General features: G+C 56.4%; 19 protein-coding genes and 1 tRNA gene. 12 read left to right on the forward strand and 8 right to left on the reverse strand.

What is annotated here, in order from left to right; translation table 11 throughout:
* The first annotated feature begins 5 nt into the window (after positions 1-5).
* The gene (locus tag QP752_RS06640; protein WP_252931530.1) at positions 6-590 is read left to right on the forward strand and encodes an RsmD family RNA methyltransferase; all 585 of its coding nucleotides are present in this window, start codon (positions 6-8) and stop codon (positions 588-590) included.
* 3 nt (positions 591-593) lie between these two features.
* Positions 594-1,103, forward strand: a complete 510-nt coding sequence (gene coaD / locus QP752_RS06645) for a pantetheine-phosphate adenylyltransferase (protein ID WP_284804987.1) — start codon at positions 594-596, stop codon at positions 1,101-1,103.
* Positions 1,104-1,156: 53 nt separating this feature from the next.
* On the opposite strand, the gene QP752_RS06650 is transcribed toward coaD, so the two are convergent.
* From QP752_RS06650 to QP752_RS06675, 6 genes are all read right to left on the reverse strand, one after another.
* Positions 1,157-1,909, reverse strand: a complete 753-nt coding sequence (locus tag QP752_RS06650) for an amino acid ABC transporter ATP-binding protein (protein WP_141742258.1) — start codon at positions 1,907-1,909, stop codon at positions 1,157-1,159.
* Between the two features lie 41 nt (positions 1,910-1,950).
* A complete protein-coding gene (locus QP752_RS06655) occupies positions 1,951-2,892 on the reverse strand; it encodes an amino acid ABC transporter permease (RefSeq protein WP_284804988.1) in 942 nt (313 codons plus the stop codon).
* Between the two features lie 6 nt (positions 2,893-2,898).
* Positions 2,899-3,765 (reverse strand): ABC transporter substrate-binding protein, encoded by an 867-nt coding sequence (locus QP752_RS06660; RefSeq protein WP_284805035.1) that lies wholly within the window; start codon positions 3,763-3,765, stop codon positions 2,899-2,901.
* 84 nt (positions 3,766-3,849) lie between these two features.
* Entirely contained in the window at positions 3,850-4,404 is a 555-nt protein-coding gene (locus QP752_RS06665) for a hypothetical protein (RefSeq protein ID WP_284804990.1), read from the reverse strand.
* Positions 4,405-4,491: 87 nt separating this feature from the next.
* Positions 4,492-5,631 (reverse strand): hydrogenase formation protein HypD, encoded by a 1,140-nt coding sequence (gene hypD / locus QP752_RS06670; protein WP_070362547.1) that lies wholly within the window; start codon positions 5,629-5,631, stop codon positions 4,492-4,494.
* Between the two features lie 36 nt (positions 5,632-5,667).
* On the reverse strand, positions 5,668-5,937 hold the full coding sequence (locus QP752_RS06675; protein WP_070362546.1) for a HypC/HybG/HupF family hydrogenase formation chaperone: 270 nt from the start codon (positions 5,935-5,937) through the stop codon (positions 5,668-5,670).
* A 240-nt stretch (positions 5,938-6,177) separates the two neighbouring features.
* Here QP752_RS06675 and hypE point away from each other — a divergent pair, with 240 nt between their 5' ends.
* Complete coding sequence (gene hypE, locus QP752_RS06680) at positions 6,178-7,272, forward strand: hydrogenase expression/formation protein HypE (protein ID WP_070479136.1); 1,095 nt, start codon at positions 6,178-6,180, stop codon at positions 7,270-7,272.
* A 23-nt stretch (positions 7,273-7,295) separates the two neighbouring features.
* Here hypE and hypF read toward each other — a convergent pair whose 3' ends face one another.
* A complete protein-coding gene (hypF, locus tag QP752_RS06685) occupies positions 7,296-9,593 on the reverse strand; it encodes a carbamoyltransferase HypF (RefSeq protein ID WP_284804991.1) in 2,298 nt (765 codons plus the stop codon).
* Between the two features lie 47 nt (positions 9,594-9,640).
* On the opposite strand from hypF, the gene QP752_RS06690 reads away from it, so the two are divergent.
* From QP752_RS06690 to QP752_RS06715, 6 genes are all read left to right on the forward strand, one after another.
* A complete protein-coding gene (locus tag QP752_RS06690) occupies positions 9,641-9,985 on the forward strand; it encodes a hydrogenase maturation nickel metallochaperone HypA (protein ID WP_070362543.1) in 345 nt (114 codons plus the stop codon).
* A 16-nt stretch (positions 9,986-10,001) separates the two neighbouring features.
* Positions 10,002-10,820 carry a hydrogenase nickel incorporation protein HypB gene (hypB, locus tag QP752_RS06695; protein WP_284804994.1) on the forward strand — a complete coding sequence of 273 codons (819 nt, stop codon included), beginning with the start codon at positions 10,002-10,004 and terminating at the stop codon, positions 10,818-10,820.
* A gap of 167 nt (positions 10,821-10,987) precedes the next feature.
* Positions 10,988-12,229 (forward strand): hydrogenase small subunit, encoded by a 1,242-nt coding sequence (locus tag QP752_RS06700; RefSeq protein WP_083329509.1) that lies wholly within the window; start codon positions 10,988-10,990, stop codon positions 12,227-12,229.
* 38 nt (positions 12,230-12,267) lie between these two features.
* The gene (locus QP752_RS06705) at positions 12,268-14,007 is read left to right on the forward strand and encodes a nickel-dependent hydrogenase large subunit (RefSeq protein WP_070479130.1); all 1,740 of its coding nucleotides are present in this window, start codon (positions 12,268-12,270) and stop codon (positions 14,005-14,007) included.
* A complete protein-coding gene (cybH, locus tag QP752_RS06710; RefSeq protein ID WP_084028583.1) occupies positions 14,004-15,236 on the forward strand; it encodes a Ni/Fe-hydrogenase, b-type cytochrome subunit in 1,233 nt (410 codons plus the stop codon). Before QP752_RS06705 ends, cybH begins: the two co-directional genes overlap by 4 nt.
* A 3-nt stretch (positions 15,237-15,239) precedes the next feature.
* Positions 15,240-15,791 carry a hydrogenase maturation protease gene (locus tag QP752_RS06715; protein WP_083290945.1) on the forward strand — a complete coding sequence of 184 codons (552 nt, stop codon included), beginning with the start codon at positions 15,240-15,242 and terminating at the stop codon, positions 15,789-15,791.
* Here QP752_RS06715 and QP752_RS06720 read toward each other — a convergent pair.
* Positions 15,769-16,104 (reverse strand): hydrogenase maturation nickel metallochaperone HypA, encoded by a 336-nt coding sequence (locus QP752_RS06720; RefSeq protein ID WP_284804997.1) that lies wholly within the window; start codon positions 16,102-16,104, stop codon positions 15,769-15,771. The two genes, QP752_RS06715 and QP752_RS06720, sit on opposite strands and share 23 nt — an antisense overlap.
* A gap of 51 nt (positions 16,105-16,155) precedes the next feature.
* Between QP752_RS06720 and QP752_RS06725 the strand changes: the two genes are divergently transcribed.
* The 3 genes from QP752_RS06725 (at position 16,156) to QP752_RS06735 (ending at position 17,676) form a co-directional block, all read left to right on the forward strand.
* Positions 16,156-17,280, forward strand: a complete 1,125-nt coding sequence (locus QP752_RS06725; protein WP_284804998.1) for a reducing hydrogenase subunit alpha — start codon at positions 16,156-16,158, stop codon at positions 17,278-17,280.
* A gap of 7 nt (positions 17,281-17,287) precedes the next feature.
* Entirely contained in the window at positions 17,288-17,545 is a 258-nt protein-coding gene (locus tag QP752_RS06730; protein ID WP_070362538.1) for a HypC/HybG/HupF family hydrogenase formation chaperone, read from the forward strand.
* Positions 17,546-17,602: 57 nt separating this feature from the next.
* Positions 17,603-17,676: transfer RNA gene (locus tag QP752_RS06735), tRNA-Leu, on the forward strand.
* Positions 17,677-17,711 lie beyond the last annotated feature (35 nt).

The raw sequence follows: 17,711 nt of genomic DNA on the forward strand, positions 1-17,711 counted from the left end.
GTACCATGAATCGCATCATTTCTGGTGAAGCCCGTGGGCGCAAGATTAAAGTTCCGCCGGAGGGGACACGGCCAACGTCGGACCGCGCGCGAGAGGGCCTCTTTTCCTCTCTGCAGGTCCGCTTTGGGTTCCCTGGGCAGCACGTCCTTGACCTCTTTGCCGGATCCGGCGCACTAGGGCTGGAGGCAGCCTCGCGTGGCGCTGAGGAAGTGGTGCTTGTGGAAGACGACCCGAAAGCGGTCGCGGTGATTGAGCACAATGCGGGCGTTGTCGGGCACTCGAACACCCGTGTCGAGCCCGTGAAAGTCTCCACGTATGTGGCGCGTGCTCCCAAGCAGCACTTTTCAATGGTGCTCGCCGATCCACCCTATGACCTTGCCGATGAAGCCGTGGCCGAAATGGTCACTGCGTTGCAGGAGCTACTCGTCGACGGCGCCGTGGTCGTCATCGAACGTCACCGCGAAAGCCCCGAGACCGCATGGCCGCCCGCGTTTACCCCTACGGGACAGAAACTCAAGAAGCGCTTGTACGGGATCGCACGGTTCGATATGGCAGTGTATACAGCCCCCTCAGACGCTCAGGAGGAGTGAGTTATGGCCCAATCGTTAGCTTCGGCCCGTAACGTTGCGGTGTGCCCCGGGTCGTTCGACCCCTTCACGAACGGGCACCTGGATATCGTAGACCGTGCTCGACGCCACTTCGACGAAGTAGTCGTTCTGGTAACTGGGAACCCAACCAAGAAAACTGGAATGTTTACAGTGGCGGAACGAGTCGCCTTGATCCAGTCCGCCGTCGCCGACATGCCGGAGGTGAAAGTAGACAGCTGGGGTGGGTTGTTGGTCGACTACACCAGCGCACACGGCATTACTGCCCTGGTGAAAGGCTTGCGATCGTCACTTGACTATGAGTATGAGCTGCCAATGGCGCAGATGAACCGCCGCCTCACCGGTGTTGAGACGTTCTTCTTGCTCACTGACGAGAAGTACGGCTACATTTCGTCCTCGCTATGCAAGGAAGTCGCCCGCTTCGGAGGCGATATCGGGGGACTGGTACCTCCCGCGGTTATGCAGGCGATGAACGAACGCCTGCGCGAAGTAAAGTAAAAGCCCGGAAGATCAGCCAAGAAGATCTACCGGGCTCCGATTGGGCGCTCAAGCTAGAATATCGTCGAAAGGAAGGCTTTCGTGCGTTCCTTTTGAGGGTTGTCGAGCACCTGTTCAGGGGTGCCGTACTCGACGATCTGACCGTCGGACATGAATGCAACGTGATCTGCGACCTCGCGCGCGAATGCCATCTCGTGCGTGACCACCAACATCGTCATACCGTCTTGCGCAAGTTGCTTCATCACCCGCAACACTTCACCAACAAGCTCCGGGTCAAGTGCGGACGTGGGCTCGTCGAAAAGCATGAGCTTTGGATCCATCGCGACCGAACGAGCGATAGCGACTCGCTGCTGCTGACCACCTGAAAGCTGGATCGGGTAGGCGTCCGCCTTCGATTCGAGACCGACCATGCGCAGAAGCTCCATCGCACGGACCTTTGCCTTCTCCGGCGACTCGCCCTTGACATGGACCGGAGCTTCAATGATGTTGTCGAGCACGGTGCGGTGCCCGAACAAGTTAAAGCTCTGAAAGACCATCCCGATGTCCCGGCGCTGGACTGCGGCATCCTTCTCGCTCATCTCATAGAGCGTGCCGTTCTTTTCGCGGTACCCGATCAGATCACCATCAACGTACAGGCGACCAGCAGTGACCTTCTCAAGATGGTTAACGCAGCGAAGGAATGTGGACTTGCCGGAGCCGGAAGGACCGATCAAACAGGTAACAGAACCCGGAGCTACTTCGAGGTTGATGCCCTTGAGTACTTCCAAGCTGCCGAAGGACTTCCATACGTCAACCGCTTGGATCATTGGCGTTTGGGCGGGGGAAGAAGATGTAGGAGAAGCCATGGTTACCGTTGGTTCCTTTCTGGAGCTTCAATGATCTCGACGTTGTTTGGAATTGTGCCTTCGGCGTCGGCCAAGCTAGCGAGCTGCCGGGCAGTTAGCTGGCGGGTTGCGCCCCGGTCGAAGTAGCGCTCCAGGTAGTGCTGCGCGACCATCAGCATGGAGGTGATTACCAAGTACCACGTTGCTGCCACAAGCAGCAACGGAACCGGCTGGAACAGCGCTGCAGCGATATCCATCGAGCGGCCGTACAGCTCCAGGGAGTAAGGAACCGCAACAACCAACGAAGACGTCTTCAGCAAGGAGATAAATTCATTTCCTGTCGGCGGAATGATAATGCGCATCGCTTGGGGAAGAACTGTCCTAGTCATGGTCTGGGACCAGCTCATGCCCAGCGACTTCGACGCTTCAATCTGTCCTTCTGGAACAGCGGAGACACCCGAGCGGACAATTTCCGCCATGTAGGCGGCCTCATTGAGGCCCAGACCAACGACGGCGAGAGCAAATGCGGAAGAGGTGAACGGATCGAGGGAGATTTGCGTAAACCCGAGATTGATGGAGTCGTAGATCGCACCGATCAGGCCCCAGAACATCAACTGAACGTACACGGGGGTACCGCGGAAAATCCAGAGGAAAACCCAGCTTACGGTGCGAAACACCGGGTTGGGACTCATACGCATCACGGCAAGGAGCACACCGCCGACCACGCCAATAAGCATCGCGAGGACCGTAATCGCAATGGTGTGTAGAGCAGCTACCGCGATTCGAGTATCGAAGAGGTACTGCGCGTATGTGTCCCACCCGTACGCTTCATTCTTGGCTGCGCCAATAATAAACCAGACAACGAGGGCGCCGAGCAGGACCGCGAGCGCCCACCGTCCTGGGTGCCGTAACGGTTTCGCTTCAATTCTGGCAGGCCGACTTTGGCTAGTAGATGGTGTAGTCATGGTCTGTTACTTCCATTCTGTAAGGGGCTGTTCGTTAATAAGCGCGGTATCGAGCAGGCCAGTTCGTACGTTCCACTGCGCCAAAATGCGTTCGTAATCGCCAGTGTCGATGAGATGCTGCATTGCGTGGGCAAGCGCAGTGCTCAGACCTGAGTCTTTTGGCACCGCGATTCCGTATGGTGCTGCGTCGAACATGTCACCCACGAGCTCGAGCTTCCCGTCGGACCGTTCAACCGCCCAAGACGTGACAGGGGAGTCAGCACTAAAGGCATCTGCACGGCCAACCAGTGCCGCGAGCGCCGCGTTGTCAGAGGTGTCGAACGACAGGATGGTGATGGGTGGTTTTCCTGCTTCAATACAAGCATCATTCTTCGGACGCACGTCATCGGTCTCGGAAACGGTTGTGCGCTGAACCGCGACTGTGAGACCACAAGCATCCTCAGGGTTCACGTGCGTACCGGTGAGTTGAGCCCACTGGATTCCTGCGAAGAGGAAATTAACGAACTCAAAGCTTTTGCGGCGCTCTTCGTTATCAGTAAATCCAGACATGCCAGCGTCAAGGCTGCCGGCCTGAACCGCAGGTAGGATCATAGAAAAATCCATCTCCTGTGGATCGAATTCGAGACCCATGATTGAGGCAAGCGCGCGCCCGAGGTCAAGCTCCAGCCCGATCAAATTACCTTGTGAGTCTTTGAACTCGAAGGGGGCGAATGGTGGGTTGGCGCCAATTGAGAATTTGCCGTCTCTCGAGACATTCTCGGGGACCATCGCCGCAATCTCAGGAACGGTAGCAGGCTCAATAGGCTCCCAGCCATCTGGGTTGCCACCTTCCACGTTGGTTACGCAGCCACTGAGAAGACCAACGCCCATCATCAACGTGAACGCGCTGAGGACCCTCGTCGCCTTGCCAAAGCGTTTGTATTGGTTCATTGTTTTCGACCTTGTTTGGGATTGTTTCTAGCGTGGGGTTGGAAGCGATCGCAGCCCACGCATGATGAGCTCTACCGTTTGTCCAACCAGAAACACACTCAACATTGCGAGAAGCACTGGTGCTGTCGCTTGGCTTGAGCCCTGAGAACTTTGAGCAAAATTACCAGTGAACAATCCACGGACCATATTCGAAGATCCCTGTACCTCAGCTTTAGTCCATTCGAGCGGGTTTGCGGTGCTTGGTATCGACGACCCCTTCGCCCATCCCTGAACAAAGTCCTTGCCCTCGCCCTCTGGCATGTCATCAGTCCATTTGAGGAACAGTTCAGAACTGGAGATTTTCTGCACGGGGTTCTTTTCGGGCGGAATGTAGAGAGGGTCTTTCTCTGGGTCTTGATCCAGGGAGCTCTTCTTTTCGCCCTCGGACGCGCTAGAAGCTTCACCGGCGTCTTTATCAGAGTCTATCGAACTTGTAGCAGGTGCTTCGGGGGCTGGGATTTCCGCAAGTGCGGAAGGGCTAACCACCGAAGCCGTTGCAATGAGAGAAGCCGCGGTGACCGCGGCCGTGATACGTTTGCGCATGAGTGAATAATACCCACTCGGACAGTTTTGCGCTAACAAATCGAAAGATTTTACCCCCAGGCAGTTCTGACCTGGGGGTTTACTAATCTAAGAGAGGGAAGAAGTGGTGATTTTATCTATTCTTCCGAAGTTGTAATATGCGGCACAGGCTCCTTCTGGGGAAACCATGCAGGTACCAATCGGGGTGTCCGGCGTACAGGCGGTACCGAAGACCTTGCACTGCCACGGCTTGATGTGGCCGGTCAGGACAGACCCGCACTCACATGCCGCGGGGTCTTCGACTCGGTTGCCGGGCACATCGAAAATGCGCTCCGCATCCCACTTGGCGAACTCTTCAGAGATGGCCATTCCGGAATGGGGAAGGGTTCCAAGGCCACGCCACTCGAACTCGTCCCGTATATCGAAGACCCTATCCAAGAGTGCTTGCGCTGAAGGGTTGCCCTCTGGGCGCACGACGCGGGCGTACTGGTTTTGGACGCGTGCTTTGCCCGCGGCAATGTCGCCCGACGTAAACTGCTCCAGCAACTGGGCAACGCCCTGAAGAATATCCAAAGGTTCGAAGCCGCAAACGGAGACTGGCCGGTTAAATTCTTCAGCCAGGAAATCGAAAGCCTTTGTGCCGACCACAGTTGCTACGTGGCCGGGTCCGATAAAGCCGTCAACCTCCGTGACGCCCCCGTTGGCGATTGCACGCAGTGGTGGCTCGATGGTCACATGGTTAGAAAAGACTGAGAAGTTTGGGATATCGCGTTGCTTGGCGGCGGTTAGCGTCACAGCGGTGGATGGCGTCGTCGTCTCAAAGCCAATTGCGAAGAAGATAACGTGCTTATCCGGGTTCTCCTCCGCGATCTTGAGAGAGTCCAGTGGAGAGTAGACAAAGCGAACGTCGCAACCACGTGCACGAGCCTGCAACAGTGACTCCTCGGAGCCTGGAACACGCATCATGTCGCCGAACGTGGTCAAGATAACGTCAGGCTGGTTTGCAAGCCAGAGTGCGTCATCGACCCTGCCCATTGGAATGACGCAGACTGGGCAACCAGGTCCGTGAACGAGGTCGATGGAGTCGGGGAGAAGATTTTCCAGGCCGTAGCGGTAGATCGTATGGGTATGCCCACCGCAGATTTCCATGAGCTTAATCGGGCGGTCGAGTTGCTTCGCCTGTTCCTCAATGGTTGCAATCAGTTGGCGAGCTGCGGCTGGGTCACGAAACTCATCGACGAATTTCATGTGGGGTCCTTTCTTAGGAACGTAGGGGACGGTGGCTTAGTCGATTCTTGAGGTTGTAAACGAATCGAGCTCGTCCTCAAACGTATTTGCGCCGAGTTGTTGAATCTGTTGCAGGGTTGTCGCGGCTTCATCCTCGTCAATTTTTGACAGCGCAAATCCTACGTGTACCAGCACCCATTCGCCGACCTCGAGTCCTTCTTCAACAAGAAGATCAGTGGAGATTGCACGGGTTACTCCCGAGATGCTGACTGTTGCGCGGGTGGGATCCTTAATTTCGACAACCTGCGCTGGTACTCCCAGACACATAAAGCAGAGCCTTCCATCGATTGCATTATTTTCACACTTTTTCGTGCTTATTCCGTTTTACATTATTGCCCATGATTTGTGCATTTCTAAAAGTACCCAGCAAGCTAACTATGCGCGTCACCCACAACCTTCAAGCCCCGAAAACCCAAAACACGGTACCGGCGGTAGAATTCACACACGGAACTATTCGTAGCAATTCCACACGGTGGCTAGTTGCGAAAATAAGAAAAGGAAAGTGCTGTGCAGCCTAAAAACCGCCTCAATGTAGATGAGTCCAAGGTCAATGACAACATTGCTCGAGTGCGTCGTCGTGGTGGACGCTTGAAGGATGAATATGTCACGCTCGCACACGGGGCGGGCGGAAAGGCGAGCGCGACACTGCTAGAGCAGGTATTTTTCGACGAGTACGGCAACGATCTGCTCTCACAGGGGGAAGACTCGACGCTGTTGGACCTCGATTTGAACGGCGGGACGCTGGCGTTTACAACCGACAGCTATGTGGTGAACCCGATAGAGTTCCCGGGTGGATCCATCGCGGATCTCGCGGTAAACGGTACCGTCAACGATCTTGCCGTGGGTGGTGCGGAGCCGAAGTATATTTCGGTGGGTTTCATTCTGGAAGAAGGGCTTGAAGTAGAGACGCTTCGCCGGATCGCGCAGAATCTCCGCACCGCAGCAGAACGCGCCGGAGTACAGATTGCGACTGGCGACACAAAAGTAGTTCCGAAGGGTGCTGGGGACAAGATTTATATCAATACAGCAGGCATCGGCGTAGTACCTGCTGGACGGGAACTCGGTTTTGCAAAAGTCAAGCCTGGTGACCGGATTATCGTTTCTGGCCCGATCGCAGACCACGGTATGGCGGTCATGATGGCCCGCGGAGACCTCGCAATCGAAGCACCGATCGAGTCCGACTCGCGCGAGGTCGCAAGTTTGGTGCGGGCGATGCTCGCCGATGCCCCCGAGACTCGTTGGATGCGTGACGCCACACGTGGTGGTCTAGCGACAGTCATGAACGAACTTGCAGAATCAACTGGCTACGGCGTTGCACTGCACGACGAGAAGATCCCTGTGCAGCCGATGACGCGCGCAGCTTGCGACATGCTGGGCATTGATCCGCTCTACGTCGCGAACGAAGGAACGTTTACGGCGGTGGTGCCGGAGGACCAGACCGACCAAGCACTCGCGGCGCTGCATGCAGCAGGCGCTGAAGGGGCGGCGGTGGTTGGAAAGATCGTCGAGGAACCAGCTGCAGCGGTAGTGTTGGTCACCGGCTTTGGTGGTACCCGTATGGTCGACAAACTGGTTGGCGATCCGTTGCCACGAATCTGTTAAGTTCCTGAGGCTGCATGGGTTCGCTACCGCGACCAGAGCCTTCCTGCGGCCGCCTGGCCGAGGCTGAGCCCGCCATCAGTGGCGGGCACTTTTTTATGCGTTAACACCGTCAATGATGGGCGTTGGTGCCGGAATACTTGCAAGATGTCGGTCATCAAAATGCGGTTGACGGCGCAGCCCCCCGTGATGCCAATGACCTCGGTAGCTTCTTCTTGGGCGGCGTCAATAAGCGAGCGAGCAACGAGTGTCGCTATGCCTGCGTGTGCAATCCGGGCAATGTCTTCGAAGAGGCGTGTTCCATCTAGGGTTGCGTTGATCACCCATTGTGCAAGATGCGGGAACGATCGAATGTCTTCGATTGCGTCAAGCGCTTCTGCCGACGAAAGGCGAGACTTGCCTGCGAGAGCCTCAAGCTCCATCGCTGCTTGCGCTTCGTAGCTCACCGATTGCTGAACCTGGAGTATCGATGCGAACGCGTCGAAGAGTCGTCCCATCGAAGTTGTTGCAGTGGTGCCGAACCCGCTGCTGAGCTGAGAGTCGACTAATCGCAACTCGTCTAGATCAACCTCAGGAGGCACGCTGAGGTCTTCGAGCTGCCAGCTATGCGCGAGACCGCGCGCAATCCGCCACGGATTTCGCACCGCTTTGTCGCCACCGACGAGGGAAAATGGTGGTAGGTGCCAGAGCCGCTCGGCGTTGCCATCGTCGGTTACATGAAGTATTTCGCCACCCCAAATGGTGCCGTCCGTTCCGTAGCCGGTGCCGTCGAGAGCTGCGACGACGGCGGGCGTCGATAGTCGCTGATGCTCAGCCAACAGTGACAGTGCATGTGCGTGGTGATGCTGGACCTCAATGAGCTCGACGTCACGCTGGTCAGCGTAACGCTGCGCCCACATCGAAGTTTGGTAACCAGGGTGCATGTCGCACACAACAACGTCGGGTTGTGCGCCTTGTATTGAGCAGAGCTGTTTTACCATTTTTTCGAAGTGCCGCTGAGCATCCCATGACCCCATATCGCCTACATGCGAGGAGACGTGTGCGTACCGCCCAACGGCTAGAGTCGCCGTGTTCTTGAGTTCGCCCCCTACCGCTAGGACAGTGGGCTTTCGCTCAGTGTCGAGCAGCATTGGAATCGGCGCCAGTCCGCGAGACCTCCGAACAAGCGTCGTATCGACGTAGACCGAGTCTTCCACGGGCACATAAATCTCACGATCGTGGAGCACAAACATGTCCGCGAGGTGCGTAAGTTTCCGAAGTGCCTCTTCATTAGTGACGCATAAAGGCTCGCCGCTGAGATTGCCCGAGGTAGCTACCACAGGTCGGTCAACCAACAGATGGTGCAGTGGCGAATATGGAAGCATGAGGCCTACTTCCCTCAAACCAGGCGCAATACCTTCGCAGAGTGCTCCTTCGTGAAGCGGAACAGACACGATCGGATGCGACGGCGATGCCAAAAGATCCTCCGCTTCTTTACTGAGTGTTGCAATGGATTTGGCGGCGTCGAGATTTGGCACCATCACCGCGAGAGGCTTGTCAGGTCGGCGCTTGCGCTCCCTCAGCTTTTCGACGGCCTCTTCGTTTTCCGCCGCGCACATCAGGTGAAAGCCACCAATCCCTTTGACCGCGACGACCGCACCAGATTCCCAGGCGTTTTGAATCTTGAGCACGAGCTCGTCGAATTTGCCGGGGTCCAATGCAAGCGCATCCGTTCGCGTTTCGGCGAGGACGGCACCGTTGGCATCCGTACACCACAAAGTAGGGCCGCAATGTGGGCAGCTTATTGGTTGCGCGTGAAACCGCCGGTCGTCTGGGTTCGTGTATTCTTCCTCGCATTGTGTACACATAGGGAATTCACGCATGGTGGTAGTCGCGCGGTCGTAGGGGAGCGAAGTAATGATGGAGAGACGTGGCCCGCAGTGTGTGCAAGTGGTGAATGGGTAGTGGTAGCGCCGGTTGTCTTGGTCATCAATATCGGCTAGGCAGGCTTCACACGTTGTCATGTCAGGGGAGATGAGTGTCTTTTCTCCCTCGACATGTTCTGACTCGACAATCCGAAACCCCGTTTCGCCGTATACGAGTGGGAGTGGAGACGTTTGGCTATCCAAAATGTGGGCGAGAGGCGGGAGCTCGTCGATAAGCGTCCTCTGCGCATTGTGGAGTGCTGATGGTTCGCCCTGAAACTCGATAAAGACTCCGCGCTCGTTGTTGCCGACAAGTCCAGTAAGGCCGAAGCGTTGTGCGATTCGCGCGACGTGCGGACGCATTCCCACCCCCTGGACAATGCCTTCGAGAAAGACGCGGACTCTGCTCTGTGCTCCCATGCTGCATACTCTACAAACTTCTTGAATAATCGCCTAGGCTAGGTGCTGTGCATGAAGTTGCATTAAGTCATCAGTTAGCGTCAGCAGTTCAGCGCGCAGCGCGCGGACGAACGGTGCTGTCGGTGCACCTCCGAATCGGTGCGCTGCGACAAGTCGTGCCGGAATCACTCGAGTATGCCTGGGGGTTCGTCACAAAGGGGAGCCCCATGGAAAAGTCGGAGCTGCGGATCGACTGGGTTCCAGCCGAGATCGAGTGCAGCAACGGGCATCGAAGAATACTCGACCCCAATGAGTATCTCGACGTCCGATGCCAGGAATGCAACGCTCCCACGAGTGTGATTACGGGCGAGGAATTCGCTGTCGTAGACATTGATGTGACATCTGACCGTTAAGAAGGAGAAAAGAAGCATGGGACGTTTCCACCGCCACGACGACGGGACTGTTCACAGCCACGATCATTCGCATGATCACACGCACCACCACGAACACGATCACCTCCACGTGGGAGTAGATGCGGAGCACTCTGAGCACGGAGACCACACTGGGTATGACACTGGACGTGAACGCATCGCGGTGCTTGAGGATATTTTCACGGAAAACGACGTAAAAGCGGCCGCAAACCGTTCCGCGTTTGAAGAGCACGGCGTGGTTTGCATCAACGTGATGAGCTCCCCGGGAGCAGGAAAGACGACGCTGCTGCGTAAAACCTTGGAAGCGCTCGCGGACAAAATCCGTTTCGGGATTGTAGAAGGTGACATCGAAACTGCGTTAGACGCAGAGCGCTTGGAAAACCTCGGTGCACAGGTAAGTCTGCTCAATACCGGGAACGGGTTTGGGGGCGAGTGCCACCTCGATGCTCCGATGGTTGCGCATGCTTTAAAGGGGCTCAACCTCGATGATGTCGATATGGTGCTGATTGAAAATGTTGGCAACCTAGTGTGTCCGGCTGAATTTGAAGTTGGAGAGCATCATAAGGTAATGGTTGCCTCAGTTACCGAGGGGGAGGATAAGCCGCTGAAGTACCCGGTCATGTTCCGGAGTGTCGAAGTGGTCGTCGTAAACAAGGTTGACCTGCTGCCTTACCTGAATTTCGATCTCGATCTGTTCAAGGAAAATCTTGAGAAGGTGAATCCTGGAGTGAAGGTAATCCTTACCTCAGCTACAACGGGGGAAGGATTAGGCGAGTGGAATGAGTGGCTTATGTCCCAATCGGGGGTAGATTTCTAGCCCTGCCGACTTCACGACACCGGAATTACTTTCATGTCTTGATACCCTGGCCCTATAGATGCGTTAAGCATGCAGCTTGACCGCTGATGGAATCTGTACACGTTCATTTGAGGGGTATGGGCCGGAGTATGTGCCGGCACATGGCTCTCGCATGAGAGGGAAAATCGATGCTTCTACAAGACACTTGGCAGAGTGGAACGCTTTGGGAAAACCTGTCGAAGAAGGGGGTGAAGCGTCGAGACTTCCTTAAAATGTGCAGCTCTATGGCTGCAGTGTTTGCAGTGGGTGCGCCGCTTGCCTCACGCGCCAACGCTGAAGAGACTGAGGTAATTGCCGAGGCGCTCGGTGATGTAAAGAAGCCAATGGTTGCTTGGCTTCAGCTACAGGAGTGCACCGGCTGTATGGAGTCGGTGCTTCGTTCCGGTTCCTCCACAGTTGAGGACCTCGTCTTGAACCAGCTGTCGATGAACTACAACGAGCTCGTGATGGCTGCATCAGGGCACGCAGCCGAGCAGGCACTGGAAGAGATGAACAAGGAACCGCACATCCTGGTGGTCAACGGCTCTGTTCCAACTGGTGCAGGTGGCGCATACTGCCAGATCGGCGGCAAGAGCGCCGAGCAAGTTCTCCGCGAAGCCGCAGAGAACGCAACCGTAATCCTTTCCGTAGGCGCATGTGCAGTGTATGGCTCAGTACAGGCTGCTCGTCCAAACCCGACCGGGGCAGTGGGTGTTGACGAAATTATCAAGGATAAGCCAGTCATCAACGTGGCTGGTTGCCCGCCTATCGGTGAAGTTATCACCGCAACAATCACCTACCTGCTGACGCACGGTGAGCCACCAAAGGTGGATGCAGAGGGTCGTCCACTCTTTGCGTACGATCAGCGCATTCACGATTCCTGCCCGAAGCGTCCACACTTCGATGCGGGCCAGTTCGTGCGCACGTTTGATGACGAAGGCGCTCGTAATGGCTGGTGCCTCTATGAAGTTGGTTGCAAGGGCCCATCGACCTTCTCGCCTTGCCCGATCATCCAATGGAACCTCAAGTCCGGCTGGCCGATCGGCGCTGGTCACCCGTGCATCGGTTGTACGGAAAAGGACTTCTTTGACCGGTTTACCCCGTTCTACGAGGAACTGCCGAATGTTCGTGCATTCGGTCAAGAAGCTTCCGCTGGCAAGATTGGCCTCGGCCTCATTGGTGTCGCCGCCGCTGGTACCGCAGTCCACGGCGCACTCAGCGTAGTCAAGGAGGTTGGCATCCGTCGCAAGAGTGGCGAAGTTCAGCCTCTTGCGGCCTTTGGCGAAGAAGACGGTCCCGAGGATATCTCGGCACTTATGGCAGAGGGTGATCAGGCGTTCGCGACCACCACCGATACTGATGGACACCACCGACCCAACCCATCCGCGTAGGCGGCGTTCACGACGATTGAAAGGAAAAGCAACTAAAAATGGCTGAAAGAGTTGTTGTAGACCCGTTGACGCGTATCGAGGGTCACCTCCGCATGGAGATGGAAGTCGAAGACGGCACCATCACCAACGCTTGGAGCGAGACAACGATGTTCCGCGGCATTGAGAAGATTGTAGAAGGTCGAGATCCACGCGACGTCTGGGCGTTTGTCGGCCGTATCTGTGGCGTTTGCACTGGTGTCCACTCCCTGGCAAGTGTTGTTGCCGTCGAAGACGCAATTGGAAGCCACATCCCAAAGCAAGCGCAGCTTATTCGTGACCTCGTCCTGACAAGCCAGGAAATCCACGACCATGTTGTGCACTTCTACCACCTGCACGCCCTTGACTGGGTGAACGTTGTCTCCGCAGCAAAGGCTGACCCAGAGAAGGCAGTCGAGTTTGCGAAATCGATTGGTTCAAACTGGAAGCTCAACTCCGTCGACAAGTTCCAGCAGGTGAAAGACACCTTGAACTCGGTTCTTGATTCCGGTCAGCTTTCTATCTTTACCGGTGGTTACTGGGACCACGAGGACTACCGTCTGCCACCAGAAGCAAACTTGATGGCGGTTTCGCACTACCTCGATGCGTTGCAGTTCCAGCGCTCGATTATCCGCATCAACACGGTGTTTGGCGGTAAGAACCCGCACCCGAACTTCCTCGTCGGGGGTATGGCCTGCACGATCGATCAGGATAAGTCAGAGACGGTCAACCAGGTTTCGATTGACCAAATCAAGAACTGGGTCGCAGAGATCCATGAGTTCATCAACGGTGTGTACCTGCCTGACGCAATGGCGATTATGGGCGTGTACAAGGACTACTTTGATATTGGTGCGGCTGCCCCGAACTTCCTCGCAGTTGGTATGGCTGGCGCAACAGTTCGTGGTGATCACATGGAGCGAACCATGGGGTACACGCACACGGACATCACTCCGGGTGTACTGCTCAACGGTGACTACTCCAAGGTCCATGAGCTCAATCCGGACCTGTTCAAGGAATACGTTTCCTCGGCATGGTTCGCACAGGATGACAAGAACGAAGGCAAACACCCATTTGAGGGCGACACTATCGCCGATTACACCGGTCCTAAATTGCCGTATAAATGGCTCGGCGATAACGAGGAGTACACCTGGTCTAAGGCACCGCGTTACGACGGCCACGTCGTTCAGGTTGGCCCAGTTGCCCGTATCCTGCTCGCATATGCTCAGAACGAGCCAAGCACGAAGCGCCTCGTTGATGATGCGCTGAAGAAGCTCGGCATTAAGCTCGAACAGCTGAATTCGACCGGTGGCCGTACGCTGGCTCGTGCTCTGGAAGCTGTAACGACTTCTGAGGCCATGACCAATGTGTTGCTGCCCGAGTTCATCGAAGGATTGCGCAAGCGTGACTACGACGTCTTCGACTCCAGCAAGTGGGAACCTTCTTCCTGGCCGAAGGAATCAGAAGGCTTCTGCATGATGGAAGTCGCCCGTGGCTCTCTCAGCCACTGGACCAAGATCAAGGATGGTAAGACGGAGCGCTACCAGGCCGTCGTGCCGACCACCTGGCTGGCCGGTGGTCGTGATCCTGAGGGCAAGATGGGCCCATACGAGGAATCTCTGGCGAATGGCAAGCACCCGCTGGCCAACCCAGAGGAACCGCTAGAGGTACTTCGCACCATCCACTCGTTTGATCCATGCATGTCCTGTGCTGTGCACCTGCTGGACACGGAAGGCAATGAACTTGTGAAGGTGATCACGCAATGAGCACCCAGCTAAACCGTGCTTCTTCGAGCTCGGGTGGCGTGCCTGAGACTCGCAAGATCGCTCCAGATAAAAATCTGGTGTTGAGCGTCACAGAATCACGGCCGATAGACGATATCGGTGCGGAAACACTGTTGCGCCTGGCATCGTCGCAGCCGGCAAACTCGCCAGATCCTGTTGATCAGGCGCTGCTGCGTGCTGTTGACCCCGACTACGTCTACGGCACCGTGGAGAGCTTCAGCCCCGCGACGCCAAGCCGAAAGTACTCGCTTTCGGTCGTGCGTAACGCAAAGTTGCTCGGCGAGCGCCAGGACGTAGCGGTCATGCGTGGAGACCTTGCATCGGTAGTTCAAGCATCTGCATGGGATAAGCATGAGATGAAGACGATGATGCAGAACGTCGACACTGTTTCGAAGTTCGGCAATCGATGCATGGGTGTCGCCGTTGCACCTGTAGATGGCGACAAGACCGGTGAATTTGTACTCAAAGGCTATATTGCATTCGGCATCGGCGACCATGTCCGTCCGCGTCCTGTATCCAAGGGCGGCTACACCCGCATCGAGATGTGGCCGGTTGCACTGCGTTGGCAGCACTGGATCAACATGATTTTGATCATCATGATGACGATCACTGGTTACTACATCATGGATCCATTCTTCGGTCCTTCGAATGCTCACGATGCCGGAATGCTCATGGGCTGGAACCGTCTCATTCACTTCATTGCGGCCTTCGCGTGGATCGCACTGTCTATCTGGCGCCTTGCCATTATGGTGTTCGCTCAAACACGACAGATGAAGTGGCGGGCACTGTGGCCAGTGCGAAGCCAAGATGATCTGAAGTTGATGTGGGAGCAGACGAAGTACTACTTGCTCCTTACGAACGAACCGCCACCACGTGTTGGCCACAATGGTCTCCAGCAGACGGCGTACACGGGCATTTACGCTATGTGTATGGTGCAGATTTACTCTGGTCTTGCGCTTTTCGGTTTGCCAAAGCAGGATAGCTGGTTCTGGCGGCTCATGGCTGCACCCGTGGAATGGATCGGCATCCCATACTTCCGTTTGGTGCATGCATTGATCATGTTCATTATTTGGGCTTTCGTCATTCTGCACGTCTACCTTGTGTTCCGTGCCGATGCGACGGAGCGCCACGGTGGCCTGTCTGCAATGATCAACGGCGGTGTTTGGTTGCCGAAGGGCACGAAGCCGGTTGACGGCCCTGAGGTTGAGTAGAGTATGACGGTCACGAGGAAGCTTCGTCCTGCGCCAGATGTCCCGGTGCCATCGCCTGAGCTGGTGACGCTTGATGGCGTCACTATCAACGTCATTGGCATTGGAAACGAGATCATGGCGGATGACGCAGTTGGGCTGGCCATCCTCCGCGAGCTTGAGGCGGACCCGATCCAGGGCGTGAACTTCATCTATGGAGGAACGTCTGGCATGGAGATCCTACCCATGGTGCAGGACGCCGACTACCTGCTGGTGCTCGATGGGCTCAAACAGGGCCAGCCAGGTGATGTGGCTGTGCTCGTCGGTGATCAAATTCCGCGCCTATTGCAACAGCAGCTATCGCCTCACCAGGTGGGACTGCTGGACCTGTTGAGCGCCGCGCGCCTCACAGGTCAAGAACCCGACAACGTGGCGGTTGTGGGTATCACGGCGCGCGACGTCGAATTCCGTACATCGCTGAGTGAGGAGATCAGTGCTGCAATTCCAGAAGCAGTGCAGCGGGCCCGGCAGCTGCTAAAGGAATGGACAGCAGAAGCTACTCAACATCAACCCAAGTAACTTGGAACTCGTCACCCCCACGCAGATCTGCAGTGGGGGTGTCACACTTAGGGCATCGCAGCGCGAAGTATTCGTCAATCTCGACGGTATCTTCACATTGAGGGCACCAGACTGCCGCGGGGATAATGTCCAAGTCGAGCCGGGCGAGAGCACACGTGGTATCGACGCGTGCAAGGTCCCATGCTTGGCGAAGCGCATACACATCAACCCCGGAGCGCGTGCCTACTTTCATACCGACCGCCAGGACGTTTCGGCCGGGCACCGACTCGTTCACTGCATCGATTACCCCGCGAAGTAGACTCAATTCATGCATACCCCCATTATGTTCAATTGGGGTAGGCAACGCGAGTAAGGAGCATGGAAAATGTCAGAGAAGTTGTTTCTTGACGCCGTCATCGATCCGCTTGCAGCGACAGTCATTGTCGAAGGCGAGGGCAATGAACGCACCGCACGCTTTGACATCGCCGGCGTGCCGCGCGTAGACAAGCTGTTAGTGGGCAAGCGCGCGAGCGAAGTTCCGACTATCGTGACGCGACTCTGTGGGCTGTGCCCGGTAACGCACCACTTGGCGGGGATGCGAGCACTTGACCAACTTGTTGGCTCGAGCGATTCGATGAGCGAGCAGGCCGTGCAGCTCCGGCGCCTTCTTCATGCAGGTTCGGTTCTTGACACGCTCGCACCGCGCCTGCTGCCTGACCGCGGATTAGAGATCCGCAAATTTGCGAAGCTGGTGCTGCGTGCCGCCGGTTGTCCGGGTCACTTCCCCGATGTTGCGATTCCTGGGGGAGTTTGCGCTCATGCGGATGCTGATGCGGTCAAGCGCGCAGCTGAGGGCGTCTCGACGATCCGTAGTCTCTTGCCTTCCCAACCGGTTGAGCCTGTGGATCAGCATCCACCAAAGCTTGCAGACCTTTTTGCGTGTGATGCCGACGGCGCAGCAGATCCACTAGGAGAGTGCATTGCCGCGCGTTTCGAGGGTGAGCTGCATTTGTTCCCAGCGCATGATTTCTATGAGTACGTTCGAGAGCAGCACCCCGGTGCTATCACCCCGCGGCCCCAGGTACTTATTGACGGCCACTGGCGCGACTACCGGGTAGGCCCAGTTGCGCGATTCCCCCATCTGAGCGCGCGCGACGCCCAGTTTGCGCTCGTGCGCTCGGTACTCGACGATATCGAAAAGCTTTTGCAGGTTCCTGAGCTGTTGGCTGAGCCGGTCGTCGTCGATAATTCACTGCGCGATGGCACCGCAACGGGCATCGTTGATGGTCCTCGAGGCTTGTTGGTGCATCGCTATACTGTGGAAGACGGCAATCTGAGCGATTGCCAAATTTTGAGCCCTACCGCGCAAAATGAGGGATGGCTTGCTCGGATGCTCACAGAGGCATCGACTTCCGCGGAGATGGAGCATGCGATCCGTAGCGCAGACCCTTGCCTGCCGTGCACCTCGGCACCGGAAGGCGCCATGAACATCAACATTGAAAGGAAATGATGTAGCGATGTGTCTTGGAGTTCCAGCGAAAGTGCTGAGCACTGGCGACCTGTCCAGCCCCATGCCGATGGGGGCCATCGATATGAAGGGTGAGGAGCGGCCATGCTGCTTCGCATATCTCCCAGAAGTTGAGGTGGGGCAGTGGGTGCTCATCCAGAATGGATTCGCAATGGACGTCATTTCGGAAGATGACGCGCAGGCCTCGTTCGAGGCAATCGATGAGTTTGATCTGCTACCAAACCAACCCGGCTCTACTGTGCGCTGACCTTAACGGCGTCCGATTGTTGTTCTGCTCGCGCCGTGCGCTATATTGAGCAGGCACGCCCCAGTAGCCCAATTGGCAGAGGCAACGGATTCAAAACCCGTCCAGTGTGAGTTCGAGTCTCACCTGGGGCACAAGGAGCCTGGTCGAGGATTCCCTCGACCAGGCT

The organism is Corynebacterium sp. UMB10321 (assembly GCF_030228725.1).
Taxonomy (GTDB): domain Bacteria; phylum Actinomycetota; class Actinomycetes; order Mycobacteriales; family Mycobacteriaceae; genus Corynebacterium; species Corynebacterium pseudogenitalium.